The organism is Sulfitobacter sp. EE-36 (assembly GCF_000152605.1).
Taxonomy (GTDB): Bacteria; Pseudomonadota; Alphaproteobacteria; order Rhodobacterales; family Rhodobacteraceae; genus Sulfitobacter; species Sulfitobacter pontiacus.
In genome coordinates this window covers 1,800,683-1,814,358 of record NZ_CH959310.1, presented here as the reverse complement: position 1 = coordinate 1,814,358, position 13,676 = coordinate 1,800,683, and the positions used below count along the sequence as shown (strand labels likewise).

Annotated in this window: 11 protein-coding genes; 2 read left to right on the top strand and 9 right to left on the bottom strand. The window is 61.4% G+C overall.

Annotation, left to right across the window (positions count from 1 at the left end):
* Positions 1–79: 79 nt before the first annotated feature.
* From betA to EE36_RS11250, 7 genes are all read right to left on the bottom strand, one after another.
* Positions 80–1,738, bottom strand: coding sequence for a choline dehydrogenase (gene betA / locus EE36_RS11280; protein WP_005852312.1), 1,659 nt, complete (start codon positions 1,736–1,738; stop codon positions 80–82).
* A 262-nt stretch (positions 1,739–2,000) separates the two neighbouring features.
* Positions 2,001–3,452 (bottom strand): betaine-aldehyde dehydrogenase, encoded by a 1,452-nt coding sequence (betB, locus tag EE36_RS11275; RefSeq protein ID WP_005852311.1) that lies wholly within the window; start codon positions 3,450–3,452, stop codon positions 2,001–2,003.
* Between the two features lie 57 nt (positions 3,453–3,509).
* Positions 3,510–4,694 (bottom strand): choline transporter, encoded by a 1,185-nt coding sequence (locus tag EE36_RS11270; RefSeq protein ID WP_005852309.1) that lies wholly within the window; start codon positions 4,692–4,694, stop codon positions 3,510–3,512.
* Between the two features lie 63 nt (positions 4,695–4,757).
* Entirely contained in the window at positions 4,758–6,266 is a 1,509-nt protein-coding gene (betC, locus tag EE36_RS11265; RefSeq protein WP_005852308.1) for a choline-sulfatase, read from the bottom strand.
* Complete coding sequence (betI, locus tag EE36_RS11260) at positions 6,263–6,838, bottom strand: transcriptional regulator BetI (RefSeq protein ID WP_037943764.1); 576 nt, start codon at positions 6,836–6,838, stop codon at positions 6,263–6,265. The genes betC and betI overlap by 4 nt, the downstream gene beginning before the upstream one ends.
* Before the next feature lie 122 nt (positions 6,839–6,960).
* Entirely contained in the window at positions 6,961–7,863 is a 903-nt protein-coding gene (locus EE36_RS11255) for a DMT family transporter (protein WP_005852306.1), read from the bottom strand.
* 37 nt (positions 7,864–7,900) lie between these two features.
* Positions 7,901–8,497 (bottom strand): LysE/ArgO family amino acid transporter, encoded by a 597-nt coding sequence (locus EE36_RS11250; RefSeq protein WP_005852305.1) that lies wholly within the window; start codon positions 8,495–8,497, stop codon positions 7,901–7,903.
* 200 nt (positions 8,498–8,697) lie between these two features.
* On the opposite strand from EE36_RS11250, the gene EE36_RS11245 reads away from it, so the two are divergent.
* Positions 8,698–8,937, top strand: coding sequence for a hypothetical protein (locus EE36_RS11245; protein WP_005852304.1), 240 nt, complete (start codon positions 8,698–8,700; stop codon positions 8,935–8,937).
* A 144-nt stretch (positions 8,938–9,081) separates the two neighbouring features.
* On the opposite strand, the gene EE36_RS11240 is transcribed toward EE36_RS11245, so the two are convergent.
* Positions 9,082–9,822: a YebC/PmpR family DNA-binding transcriptional regulator gene (locus tag EE36_RS11240; RefSeq protein WP_005852303.1), complete on the bottom strand. Its 741-nt coding sequence runs from the start codon at positions 9,820–9,822 to the stop codon at positions 9,082–9,084.
* Between the two features lie 160 nt (positions 9,823–9,982).
* Between EE36_RS11240 and EE36_RS11235 the strand changes: the two genes are divergently transcribed.
* On the top strand, positions 9,983–11,755 hold the full coding sequence (locus EE36_RS11235; protein ID WP_005852302.1) for an SLC13 family permease: 1,773 nt from the start codon (positions 9,983–9,985) through the stop codon (positions 11,753–11,755).
* 79 nt (positions 11,756–11,834) lie between these two features.
* Here EE36_RS11235 and EE36_RS11230 read toward each other — a convergent pair whose 3' ends face one another.
* Entirely contained in the window at positions 11,835–13,607 is a 1,773-nt protein-coding gene (locus EE36_RS11230; RefSeq protein ID WP_005852301.1) for an SLC13 family permease, read from the bottom strand.
* Positions 13,608–13,676 lie beyond the last annotated feature (69 nt).

Sequence of the window (13,676 nt, the reverse complement as noted above, 5' to 3'; positions counted from 1 at the left end):
CCCAATCAACCAGAGATATTAACCAAGGTTAACTTTCGTTAACACTTGTGTCCTCTCGACCAAGGGAGGGGGCAGTGCCTTAGCGCTGCGCGGTTTCCCAGTCGGGGTGGATCCAGGGCACGTCATTCGCCGCGGCCAATGGATCAAGCCCCAGCACATGGTCCGAGATTTTCTCGCCCACCATGATGGACGGGGCGTTCAGGTTGCCATTGGTGATCCGCGGGAAGATCGAGCTGTCGGCGACGCGCAGCCCCTCTACCCCGATTACACGGCCCTGCGGATCGACCACCGCCTGCGGGTCATCGGCGCGGCCCATGCGGCAGGTACCACAGGGGTGATAGGCGCTTTCGGCATGTTCTCGGATAAAGGCATCAAGTTCCTCGTCGCTTTGCACATCGGCCCCCGGCTGGATCTCGTGTTTGACGAAGGGTTTGAAGGCGTCCTGCGCAAATATCTCTCGGGTGAGGCGAATACAGGTGCGGAACTCCTCCCAATCCTTGTCCTGCGACATGTAGTTGAAAAAGATCTTCGGCGCGTCGGTCGGATTGCCCGAGGCCAGGGTGACAGACCCGCGCGAGGTCGACCGCATCGGCCCCACATGCGCCTGAAACCCGTGGCCTTCGGCGGCGGCCTGCCCGTCATAGCGCACGGCAATCGGCAGGAAGTGATACTGGATATCGGGGTATTTAATCCCTGCCTTCGACCGGATGAAAGCCGCGCTTTCAAACTGGTTCGACGCGCCCATGCCGGTTTTCGTAAACAGCCATTGCGCGCCGATCACGGCCTTGGAAAAGATGTTCCAGTGCTTGTACAGCGTAATCGGCTGGCTGGCGGCCATCTGGATATACAGCTCAAGATGGTCTTGCAGGTTCTGCCCCACACCGGGGCGGTCGGCGACCACGTCGATACCATGCTCTGCCAGATGGGCCGCAGGGCCGATGCCCGACAACATCAGCAGCTTGGGCGAGTTGATGGAGGACGCCGCGACGATCACCTCGCCGCTGGCACGCAGCACCTCGGTCTTGCCACCGCGCAGCACCTCGACCCCGATAGCACGACCGTCTTCGATCACAATGCGCTGCGCCAAGGCGCGGACGAGTTCGACATTGCCGGTCTTTTGCGCGGGCCGCAGATAGGCGTTGGCTGCGGACCAGCGACGGCCCTTCCAGACCGTCTGCTCCATCGGGCCGAAGCCTTCCTGCTTTTCGCCGTTATAATCGTCGGTCGCCTCGTATCCCGCTTGTTTGCCCGCCTCGACAAAGGCTTCGAACAAGGGGTTTTCACGGGGGCCACGGCTGACATGCAGCGGGCCGTCAGTGCCGCGCCAGTCGGGGTCGCCCCCGTGGCCGCCATCGTGCCAGCTTTCCATGCGTTTGAAATAGGGCAGCACATCGGCATAGCCCCAGCCGTCGGCCCCCTGCTCTTCCCAGTGGTCATAGTCCATCGCGTGCCCGCGCACATAGACCATCCCGTTGATCGACGACGATCCGCCAATCACCTTGCCACGCGGGGTCGCCAGACGACGGTTGTTCAGATGCGGTTCGGGTTCGGACTGGAACCCCCAGTCGTAGGTTTTCATGTTCATCGGATAGGACAGCGCCGCCGGCATCTGGATGAACGGGCCCGCATCGCTGCCACCATGTTCGATCACCATCACCTTGCGCCCTGCCGTGGCCAGGCGGTACGCCATCGCGCAGCCCGCGCTGCCCGCCCCTACGATAATAAATTCAGCTTCCATCCTATCGCCTTCCTTCCGTGAGTCTTGCGCGGGTCAAGGAGGCCGCAGGCCCCGCGCCCCCGGCGCGGATTGTCCTTGGCGCGCGCAAGACTCGCATCCCAACATTGACGAGGTGACTTGAGGATCAGACCGATCCCTCAAGCACCTCTCAGCATATTCCGGCACGCCCTGCCCAAGCCCCCCCTTTGTTGCCGAAGGAAAGCTTGGGCCGGATGCGTGCCCATCTATCGCATACGCGTCAGCGCAGCGTTGGATCAGCGCCCTAGAAAGGCGCCTCCATATCGCCCATGCGCACATAGACGGTTTTCAACTGGCTATAGTGATCAATCGCCGCCTTGGAGTTCTCGCGCCCCACGCCCGAATTTTTCATGCCGCCAAAGGGAGCTTCGACCGGTGCGTCGTTATAGGTGTTGATATAGCAGGTGCCCGCCTCGAACCCCGCCGCGACGCGGTGCGCGCGGGACAGGTCTTTGGTGAACACACCGGCGGCGAGACCGAATTCGGTCGCATTGGCGCGGGCCATCACCTCTGCCTCGGTCTCAAAATCCAGCACCGACATGACGGGCCCGAAAATCTCTTCGCGGGCGATGGACATGTCGTCGGTCACATCGGCAAAGACGGTGGGCTGCATATAGAAGCCATCGCGGTCGATTGCTGCCCCGCCATAGACCAGACGCGCGCCTTCGGCCTTGCCCTTTTCGACATAGCCAAGCGCGATCTCCATCTGACGTTTCGATACCATCGGGCCAAAGCTGGTGTCAGGGTCCATCGGGTCGCCGATCACGGCGGTGTCCAGACGTTCGGCCAAGCGTTTCAGGAACGCCTCTTTGATGTCGCGGTGCACGAAGACGCGAGTGCCGTTTGAACAGATCTGACCCGAGCTGTAGAAATTGCCCAAGATCGCGCCGCTGATGGCGTTCTCGATATCGGCGTCCTCGAACACGATCATGGGGGACTTGCCGCCCAGTTCCATCGTGACGTGCTTGATGCCTTCGGCGGCCGCGGCATAGACCTTGCGGCCCGTGGGCACAGAACCGGTGAGCGAGACTTTATCGACGCGCGGGTCGGTCACAAGGGAGGCCCCCACTTCGCCCATGCCTTGCACAACGTTATAAAGACCGGCGGGCAGCCCTGCCTCTACCAGAATTTCCGCGACTTTCAGCGCGCAAAGCGGCGTCGTCTCGGACGGTTTGAAGATGATCGAGTTCCCACAGGCCAGCGCCGGTGCGCCTTTCCAGCAGGCGATCTGCGTCGGATAGTTCCATGCGCCGATGCCAACACAGACCCCCAGCGGTTCGCGGCGGGTATAGACCCAATCTTCGCCCAGCTGGATATGCTCCCCCGTCAACGAGGCCGCCAGACCGCCGAAATATTCCAGCGCATCGGCACCACTGGTGGCGTCTGCGACAGAGGTTTCCTGATAGGGTTTGCCGGTGTCATACGTCTCGAGGATCGACAGATCGTGGTTGCGTTCGCGCATGATGTCAGCGGCGCGGCGCAGGATACGGCCCCGTTCGGTGCCGGTCATCGCGGCCCAAGCAGCCTGCGCGTCCCGCGCGGCGGTGATGGCTTTCTCGACGATTTCCGGCGTGGCGGCATAGACGGTCGCGATGACCTCGCCCGTGGCCGGATAGATCACCTCGATCGGGGTGCCGTTGGTATCTTCGACATATTCGCCGTTGATGAAATGGCTGGCGATGGGTTGCGTTTGCATAGGTCTCTCTTTTCGGTTGGGCCCCGCTCGTATGGCGGGGCCGCTTAGGATTAAGGGTTATTCGGCCGGGATATTTGCGTTGCCATCCAGCCCGTGCAGGTGACGGCGTTTGACAAAGAACATATAGCCAAGCGCCAGCAGGTAGATGCCGATCACGATGGTCCCGACCCACTGGATCTGCAGCCATTGGCTTTGGAACAGCAGGGTCAGCACGAACAGGCCGATGGCGTTGGCCAGCACGTAAGACACCGTGCCAAAGCGTTCGGTCGTGAAGTTGAGGTTATCGGTGTACAGCCGGATCAGACTGTCGAAAGAGTTGATCACGAACACGATGCCCACGATGGTCATGGCCCAATTCGGGAAGCCCGCGGTGCCGATGCCGTTCAGGTGGTAGTAATACAGCACCGAGAACCACAAGCCCAAGGGGATCGACGGGAATACCAGCAAGGATGCCAGTAGTTGCCATGTCTTCAGCCCGCCGACAAAGCGGCTGACGAACTGCCCGATCATGATCGACCAGGCGAACCACCAGAACAGGTAGAATTCGTGGTAATCCGTCAGCGGGATGATGAACTTGTGGATATTCGCGAAATAGCCGCCAAGGTTGCTGGCGCTGGAGGCAAATTCGCCCAATCCCATGCCGGCGTTCAGCCACATGTAAGCGATCAGCGCCAGAAACAGCAGGGTCGAGCTGACGGACAGCACACGCACGAACTTCAGATCGGTTGAGCTGAAGGCCGCAATCAGGATCACGAGGAAGCAGATCAGGTAGAAGACCGGCAGGATCGTCTCTCCGTCGCCGACCTCGGCGATGTAATAGGGCATATAGATCAGGAACAACGCACCGGTGAAGGCGCAGGTGGTGATGATCACGATGTTGTTCAGCAGTTTGATCGCGGGGATCTCGAAGAACTTCACCCGCGGCTCGATGGCGCAGAAATAGAAGGTCGTCAGGAAGTAGAACGTCCAGATCAGAAAGCCCCAGAACCCGAATTCAAGCGCCAGCGGGTTGGTGAACCCATAGGCCGGCTCGGTCGCCGTATCCGCATAAAGCGGAAAGTCGAAGGCCAGCGGGAACATGATCAGCCCCACGTCCAGCCCCGACGTGAAGAGGATCGCGATGAAGGTGAACAGCGGCACCGGCGTCACGCCGGTCAGCGGCAGGTTCCACCACTTGATCGTACAAAAAATAGTTAAGCCCAAAGCCAGTATGACCCCGAACGAAATGATGGTCGTTAACATTGTGTCCCTCCGTGTTGGGGGTGCATTATTGGTTTGGTTGCCCGCACCCCTTGGGCAGTCGTTCTATTCGCCGCGCGGAAAACGTTTGTTTTCTTCCAGCACGTTCAGATCCATGTGGTTACGCATGTACTGCTCTGACGCATTGCGCAGCGGCTGGTGATCCCACGGATAGTACCCGCCCTTGCGCAGCGCCTCGTAGACGACCCAGCGGCGGGCCTGGCTTTTGCGCACATCGGCATCGAAGGCGGCCAGATCCCAGCGGGCGTCGGCCTTGGCCGACAGGGTGAGCCGCGTGCCCTGATGGGCAGGTTCTTCGGCAAGGTTGGTCAGCTCGTGCGGATCGGCTTCCAGATCGAACAGTTGGTCCGGGTCAAGCGCGCAGCGGTTGAACTTCCACTTGCCGTAACGCAGTGACACCATCGGCGCGTAAGACGCCTCTGCCGCGTATTCCATGGCGACGGGTTCGGTGCGTTCCACCCCCTGCCCCATGGGCACCAGCGATTGCCCCGTGGTCCATTCCATCACCTCGTCCATAGACACGCCTGCCAGATCACAGACGGTGGGGCACACGTCGATATTGCTGACCGGCGTGGTCTGCAAACCGGGTGCCATCTGCGGGGCGGCGATCATCATCGGGACGCGGGACGACCCTTCGAAAAAGCTCATCTTGAACCAGAGCCCCCGCTCGCCCAGCATATCGCCGTGGTCCGAGCAGAAGATGATGATCGCCTCTTGGCGCGTGTCCTCTAGCGTTTGAAGGATCTCACCGATCTTGTCGTCAAGATAGCTGATGTTGGCAAAGTAAGCCTGACGCGAACGTTTGATGTCGCGTTCGGTGATGTCAAAACTGCGCCAATCGTTCGCGTCAAAGATACGTTTCGAATGGTTGTCCTGATTTTCATACCCCAGATCCGGCACCTCGGGCAGCAGGTGGTCGCAATCGTTGTACAGATCCCAGTATTTCTTGCGCGCGACATAGGGGTCATGGGGGTGCGTAAAGCTGGCGGTCAGACACCACGGGCGCGGATCCAGACCGCGTGACAGGTCGTAAATCTTGCGCGTCGCCTCATAGGCCACGGCGTCGTCATATTCCATCTGGTTGCTGGTTTCCGCCACACCTGCGCCGGTCACCGACCCCATATTGTGATACCACCAGTCAATGCGTTCCCCCGGCTTGCGATAGTCCGGCGTCCAGCCGAAATCGGCGGGGTAGATATCGGTGGTCAGGCGTTCCTCGAACCCGTGCAGCTGATCGGGGCCGACGAAATGCATCTTGCCCGACAGGCAGGTCTGATAGCCCGCACGCCGCAGATGGTGGGCGTAGGTGGGCACGCTCGACGCGAACTCTGCCGCGTTGTCATATACCCCTGTGGCCGATGGAAGTTGCCCCGACATGAACGCCGCCCGCCCCGGCGCGCACAGCGGGCTGGCGGTATAGGCGTTCTTGAACCGCGTCGACCGCGCCGCCAGCTTTTTGAGGTTCGGGGCATGCAGCCAGTCAGCTGGGCCGTCGGGAAACAGCGTGCCGTTCAACTGGTCGACCATCAGGATCAGGATATTGGGCTGGGTCATTCTTTGGTCTCCACAAGCATATGAAGCACCGACAGGGCGCGGTCACTGGCGGCGCGGGCGCTGCCCTCGTCCGACAAGGCGGCACGCAGGTAAAGCCCGTCGATCAGGGCGGCCAGCGTATCGGCATCCCCTGCCGGATCATCCGAGATCGGGCGCAGCGCATAGGTCAGGTTCGACCGCAGCCGCTTTTGATACACCACCAGCAAACGGTAGGTTTCGGTATTGGTCCGCGAGGAGGCATAGAGCGTCATCCAGGCGCTGACCGTTGCCGGATCGAAATAGCTTTCGTCAAAGCTCGCGCGGATGATCGCCTCGGCCCGTCCCAGCGGGGATTTGTTCAGACGCAGCTCGCGGCGGACCTCGGCGCTGTATTCCGTCAGGATATAGCGCATGGCCGCCAGAAAGATCTGATCCTTGCCGCCAAAATAGTGATGCGCCAGCGCCGAGGACATCCCCGCGCGGCGCGCGATCTGGCCGACCGTCACATCCAGTGACTGGGCAGCACCGATTTCAGCAATCGTCGCTTTGACCAAGGCGTCGCGGCGAATAGGCTCCATTCCGACTTTGGGCATAAAGAATCCTTAGTGGTTTGATAGCGTCTGGCCATCAAACCTACGTTCATTGACTGACAAGTCAATAAAAACCTGAGAGCGGATCAACTCAGGGTTTAGCCATATCCCAGCCGGCGGTGTCGCTAGAATTTCGTCGCCGGCGTGGCAGGGGTAATCTGACGTTTCAGCATCGCCTCGCGCCATGTGATAAACGTCACCGACCCAAGGATCACCGCCCCGCCGAGAACGACCCAGATATCAATGGGTTCAGCAAAAACGACAGCACCTAGCGCCGTGGCCCAAACCAGTTGCAGGAAGGTCACCGGCTGGGTCACCGTCAGCGGTGCTGCGGCAAAAGCCAGCGTCATGGTATAGTGGCCTGCGGTTGCAAAACAGGCGACAGCGGCGAGGATTCCGATCTCTTCCCACGTAGGGGTGATCCAGTTGGCAAGCGCGAAGGGAGCCAGAAACAGCGTCACGAACAGCGACATCATCGCGACGACGACCGACGGGCGCACCTCATCCGCAAGCACTTTGGCCAGCAAATAGGCCCCGCCAAACACCACCGCCGCGATCAGCATCGCGAAATGCCCGCCGGTCAGCTCTCGAAACCCGGGTCGCAGGATGATCGCGGCCCCGACCAGCCCCAGCACGACCGCAATGATCCGGCGCAGGGCCAAGCTCTCGCCCAGAAACAGCGCGGCCCCGATGGTGACATAGATCGGCGCAAGATAGTTCATCGCCGTCACCTCGGCGATAGAGATACGGGTCATGGCGTAGAACCACAGGATAACGCCCACCCCATGCAGCCCGCCGCGTACCGAAAAAAGCGCCCATTGGCGGCGCGACAGCTTCGCCTCGCGCAGCGCGCCAATCGCGGGCAGCAGGAACACCAAGCCAAAGCCATAACGGATAAAAGCAGCTTCGGAGGACGGCAGGCGCGGGCCCATATGTTTGACCAAAGCGGTCACGCAAATGAAACACAGGCCGGTCACGACCATCCAGAAGATACCGGTGACGGGGCGTTGGGGATGTGCAGTTGTCATGGGCGCAACATTCCCCAACCCTTCCCCAAGGGCAAGGTCACATCAGCAGAAGTTTCAAAGCAATCGCCCACATGGTCAGCGCGATCACACCATCCAGAATTTGCCAGCTGCGCGGCTTGCTGAAAAACGGCCCCAACAGGCGCGCGCCATAGCCCAGGCTGAAAAAGAAAACAAAGCTCGCCGTGACCGCACCTGCCCCGAAGGCAAGGCGGCTTTCATATTGCGCGGCGATGGACCCCAGCAGCACGACGGTATCAAGATAAACATGCGGGTTCAGCCAGGTCAGCGCGAGCAGGGTCAGGATCGTGCGGCGCAGGCTGGTTTGCGCGGCCCCGTCAGCGGCGAGCGCATGGCCGCCCTGCCAAGCCGATCGCGCATTCTGGAAACCGTACCAGATCAGGAACGCCGCCCCGCCGTAGCGCATCAGCGTTTCGAACCACGGCACCGCCGTTGCCAGCGCACCGAACCCCGCCACCCCTGCGGCGATCAGCACCGCATCTGACAAGGCGCAGGTCAGGCAGACCCAAAAGACATGCTGCAACCGCAAGCCTTGGCGCAAGACAAAGGCGTTCTGCGTCCCGATAGCCAGAATCAAGGTCAGGCCCAAGGCAAAGCCGGGAAAGAAGGCGGTCATATGTCAAAAGCTCCGTCGGGAATCTGGGCCGGTCTCGGGCAAGATGCACCGCCGGACCCCACCCAAAAATAAATTTTCATCCCCTGCAACCCCAACTTTATTGTTGCGGCCGCGAAACATTTGCGTGATTGGGCCCGTTACTACTAGCGAACCACAGATACAGCGCCTATCTGACCCGCATACAACCAAGGAATAATGTCATGTTCGACGACAAACAGAAGCTGGAAATCAGCCAAGATGAATTGGCGCTTATCGAAGCAGCCCTGCACACACAGTCCAAGATCCTGAGCGTTCAGGCAAGCGCAGGCGGATCAAAGGCCTTGGGGCACCTCAACGAGGTCAAACGCGTCCTCGCCTCTATTTCGCAGCAGCGCGTGCGCGACACCACGGCCAAACCGGCCTGGGGTGGTCTTTTTCGCATGGCGCGCCTTTTGGGATAAATTCGGCCCCAAACGCTGACACAAAAAAACCGCCCCGCAGCTAAGCCAGGGGCGGTTTTTTTGTGTCTCGCGGGCGCGTGACGCACCCGCCCCCCGCCAAAGCAAAGCCCCGCCGCGACATGGGTCAAAGGCGGGGCGTAAATGTTACAGCTGCTCCATCACCTCGTCAGAGGCTTCGAAGTTCGCGGTGACCCGCTGCACGTCGTCGTCGTCTTCCAGGGCGTCGATCAGCTTCATCAGCTTTTCCATCCCTTCCAGATCCATTTCGGTCGTGGTGGTCGGACGCCAGACCAGCTTGGTGCTGTCGGATTCGCCCAACTCGGCCTCCAGCGCGGTGCTGACATCGTTCAGGTCGGTATCCATGCACCAGATCACATGCCCGTCATCCGAGCTTTCGACGTCTTCCGCGCCCGCTTCGATGGCGGCCATCATCACGGTGTCGGCATCGCCAACGCTGGCGGGATAGGTGATTTCGCCCTTGCGGTCGAACATGAAGCCGACGCTGCCTGTCTCGCCCAGATTGCCGCCGTTCTTGGTGAAGGTGGACCGCACGGTCGATGCGGTGCGGTTGCGGTTGTCGGTCATCGCCTCGACGATGACGGCAACACCATTGGGGCCGTAGCCTTCATAGCGGATTTCTTCGTAATCCTCGCCCTCGCCGCCGACGGCTTTCTTGATCGCGCGTTCGATGTTGTCCTTGGGCATGGACTGGCCCTTGGCCTCTTTCACCGCCAGACGCAGACGCGGGTTCTTGTCCGGATCGGGTTCGCCCATCTTCGCCGCGATGGTGATTTCTTTGGAGAGCTTGGAAAACACCTTGGCGCGCAGTTTGTCCTGACGGCCCTTACGGTGCTGGATATTTGCCCATTTTGAGTGACCTGCCATGGTGACCTCACATGCTAAAATTCTCGGTTGGCTCTCTATACGGCACCCCACGCGCCTGAACAAGCCACCGCGCACGCGGGCGGTATGGCCGGGTTTGGGGCAGACAGGCGCGCGGGCGGCTGCTAGGGCTTTGGTCGCAGTTCACGCAAGGTACGCCCACATGACCACCGATCAAATCATCCTGTTCACCCTGTTTGCCGCCGTGTTCGGCATGCTCTTGTGGGGGCGGTTCCGCTATGACCTTGTCGCCTTTGCCGCGCTGATGGTTGCCGTGGTGCTGGGGGTCGTCGACAGCAAGGACGCCTTTGCCGGCTTTGGTCACCCTGCGACGCTGGTGGTCGCGCTGGTGCTGATCGTATCGGCGGGGCTGACGCGGTCTGGCGCGGTGTTGCTGATCACCCGCACCCTGGTCGATGCCTCGCGCAGCCTTGGCGGGCATATCACGCTGATGGGGGTCATCGGCGGGGTGCTGTCAGCCTTCATGAACAACGTCGCAGCCCTCGCGCTGCTGATGCCGGTCGACATCCAGACCGCCCGCAAAGCCGGTCGGTCCCCGGGGTTGAGCCTGATGCCGCTGAGCTTTGCCACGATCCTTGGCGGCATGGCGACGCTGATCGGGACGCCGCCCAATATCATCATCGCCTCGATCCGACAGGAATCCCTTGGCGAACCGTTTCGCATGTTCGATTTCGCCCCTGTCGGCGGGATTGCAGCGGCGGCGGGGCTGGCCTTTGTCGCGCTGATCGGCTGGCGCTTTATCCCGCAGCGCGAGAACAACGTGCTGGGCCCCGAAGACCTGTCCCCCTATCTGGCAGAGCTGACGATCCCCGAAGGCAATGCCCAGATCGGTAAACGTCTGGCAGAGCTTCAGGACGCAGCCGAGAAGGCCGATGTCGCCATGCTGGGGGTGATCCGGGACGGCAAGCGTCGCTATGGCCAGTCACGCAACCTGCCCCTGCGCGCGGGCGACGCGCTGGTGCTTGAGGCGACCCCCGATGCGCTGGACGAATTCCGCAGCACGCTGGACCTGCATGTCGCCGACGCCGACCGCGAAGACCGCCTGCGCGCCGATGGCGAAGGGGTCGAGATCATCGAGGTCGTGGTCACCAGCGATTCCCGCCTGAACGGCCGGTCGGCTCAGGCGGTTGGCCTGTCGTGGCGGCAGCGCTCCGTGCTGCTGGGGGTATCGCGGCGCGGCAAACGCATTACCTCGCAACTGCGCAAGACCGAGCTGCAGGTGGGGGATATTCTGCTGCTGCTCGTGCCGCGCGATACCGCGTCCCATGTGGTCGAATGGCTGGGCGTGCTGCCTCTTGCTGACCGCGGGTTGGCGGTGACCGAAAACCACAAAGTCTGGCTGGCCATCGGTCTGTTTGGCGGCGCGGTCACGGCGGCGAGCTTTGGGTTGATCTACCTGCCCGTCGCCCTGGGGCTGGTCGTCATCGCCTATGTGCTGGCGCGGATCGTCCCGCTGTCGGAGCTGTACACCCATATCGAATGGCCGGTCGTCGTCTTGCTGGGGTCTATGATCCCGCTGGGGGCGGCGCTCGAAAGCTCTGGCGGGACGGAGCTGATTGCCGGCGCGCTTGTCGGATTGACCCGAGGGCTGCCCGCATGGGTGGTGCTGACGGTGCTGATGCTGGTCACCATGACCCTGTCGGATGTGCTGAACAACACCGCCACCACCATCGTCGCCGCCCCCGTGGGCATCCAGATGGCGGCAAGCCTTGATGTCTCGCCCGACCCGTTCCTGATGGCGGTCGCCGTCGCCGCATCGAGCGCGTTCCTGACGCCCATTGGGCATAAGAACAACACGCTGATCCTTGGTCCCGGGGGCTATAGCTTTGGCGATTACTGGCGCATGGGCCTGCCGCTTGAGATCATCGTCGTCGCGGTGTCCATTCCGGCTATTCTGGTCTTCTGGCCGCTTTAGAGGCAGAGCCAAGTGAAAGAGCCGGGGGCCAGCCCCCGGACCCCCGGGATTTTTGCCATTTGGAAGCGCGGGAACAGTGCTACCAGAAGAGCGGGATCATCATGGAGACGAGCAGCGACATCGACAGGTTGAGCGGAATGCCAATGCGCATGAAGTCGGTGAAACGGTAGCCGCCCGGCCCATAGACCAGCGTATTGGTCTGATAGCCGATGGGGGTGGCAAAGGCGCAAGACGCCGCGATCATCACCGCCACGACCAAGGGGCGCGGGTCCATGCCAAGTGCGGACCCCAGGCTGATGGCAATCGGTGTCATGATTACCGCCACCGCGTTGTTCGACACGATCTCTGTCAGGGTTGTGGTCAGCAGGAACACCGCGAAGATCACATAGAAAGGCGACAGCGTGCCGAGGAAGGGTGCGATATTGTCAACGATCAGGCTGATCGCGCCGGAGTTTTGTAACCCTGCCCCGACCGCAAGCATCGAGAAGATCAACGCCAGCAGACGGCCATCGACAAAGCTGAAGGCCTCTTCCGCGTCGATACAGCCCGTGACCAGGACCAACGCCACGGCCAGCACCGCCAGCAGCAAGATCGGCGCGACGTTCAGCGCGGCCAAGACCACGATTCCCACCAGCGCCGCGATGGCGATCGGGGCATGCCCCCGCCGGAAGGCCCGTGCCGACGGCTGCGAGACGTCGACCATATCCATATCCGAGGCAAGGCGCTGGATATCCTCCATCGCGCCTTCAAGCAGCAGCGTGTCACCGACCTTGACGATGAGGTCGTCAAGCTGGCGACCGATGTTCTGGTTCCGCCGGTGTACCGCCAAAGGGTACACCCCATAGCGCCGCCGCAGACGCAGCGCGCCGAGGGTGCGGCCCACCATCTTGCAGCCCGGCGTGATCAGCACCTCTACGGTCGAGGTTTCCACCGCCGAGACCTGATCGACGCGCTTGAGCTCTTTATTGGCCTGAAGGCTGAGCAGCTCTGTCATCTGGGTGCGTAGCACCACACGGTCACCGACCCGCAGTTCGACACCGGCCAGATCGCGGCGCAACGACTGATCGCCGCGCACCACGTCGATCAGCCGCACGCCTTCGCGTTTGAACAGCTGCACGTCAAGCACCTCGCGCCCGATCAGGTTGGAGTCGGGCGGGATCACGGCTTCGGTGAAGAACTTCATCTTGGAGCGGTCCGACAGCATATTCGCCATACTGTCGCGCGCGGGCAGTAGTTTGGGGGCGAAGACGGCCATATAGATCAGGCCCCAGGCGCAGACGACCAGACCGATGGGCAGGATTTCGAAAATGCCAAACGGCTCCAGCCCCTGCGACCGTGCGACACCGTCCACCAGAAGGTTGGTCGAGGTCCCGATCAGCGTCAGGGAGCCGCCCATGATCGCCGCATAGCTCAGCGGGATCAGCAGTTTGGAGGCTTTGGTGCCAAGCGTCTGGCTGAGCTGCACCACGACCGGAATCATCACCACCACCACAGGCGTGTTGTTCATCACCGCCGAGGCCGCCATGACCGCCACGATCACGCCCACCACCGCCGTTTTCGGATGCGTCTTGGCATAGCGTTCAGCCATGCGCGTCAGCACATCCAGCGCGCCCGTGCGCACCAGCGCGCCCATCACGATGAACATCGCGGCAATGGTCCAGGGGGCAGAGTTCTGCAGCACCGCCTGCGCATCGTCATAGGGCAAGATGCCAAGCGCCAGCATGATGGCCGCCCCCGATAGCGCCACGACCTCGGTCGGGAGGGATTCGCGCAGGAACATGACGAACATGATCACAACGACGGTCAATGCCAGGATGGCAGAGGTGCTATCCGACAGGTTTAGAAAGTCCATTCAGGTATATCCGGCCTTGGGCAGATGAAAATCAAACTGCAGTGTCGTTGATTGCAACGTCCACGGCAA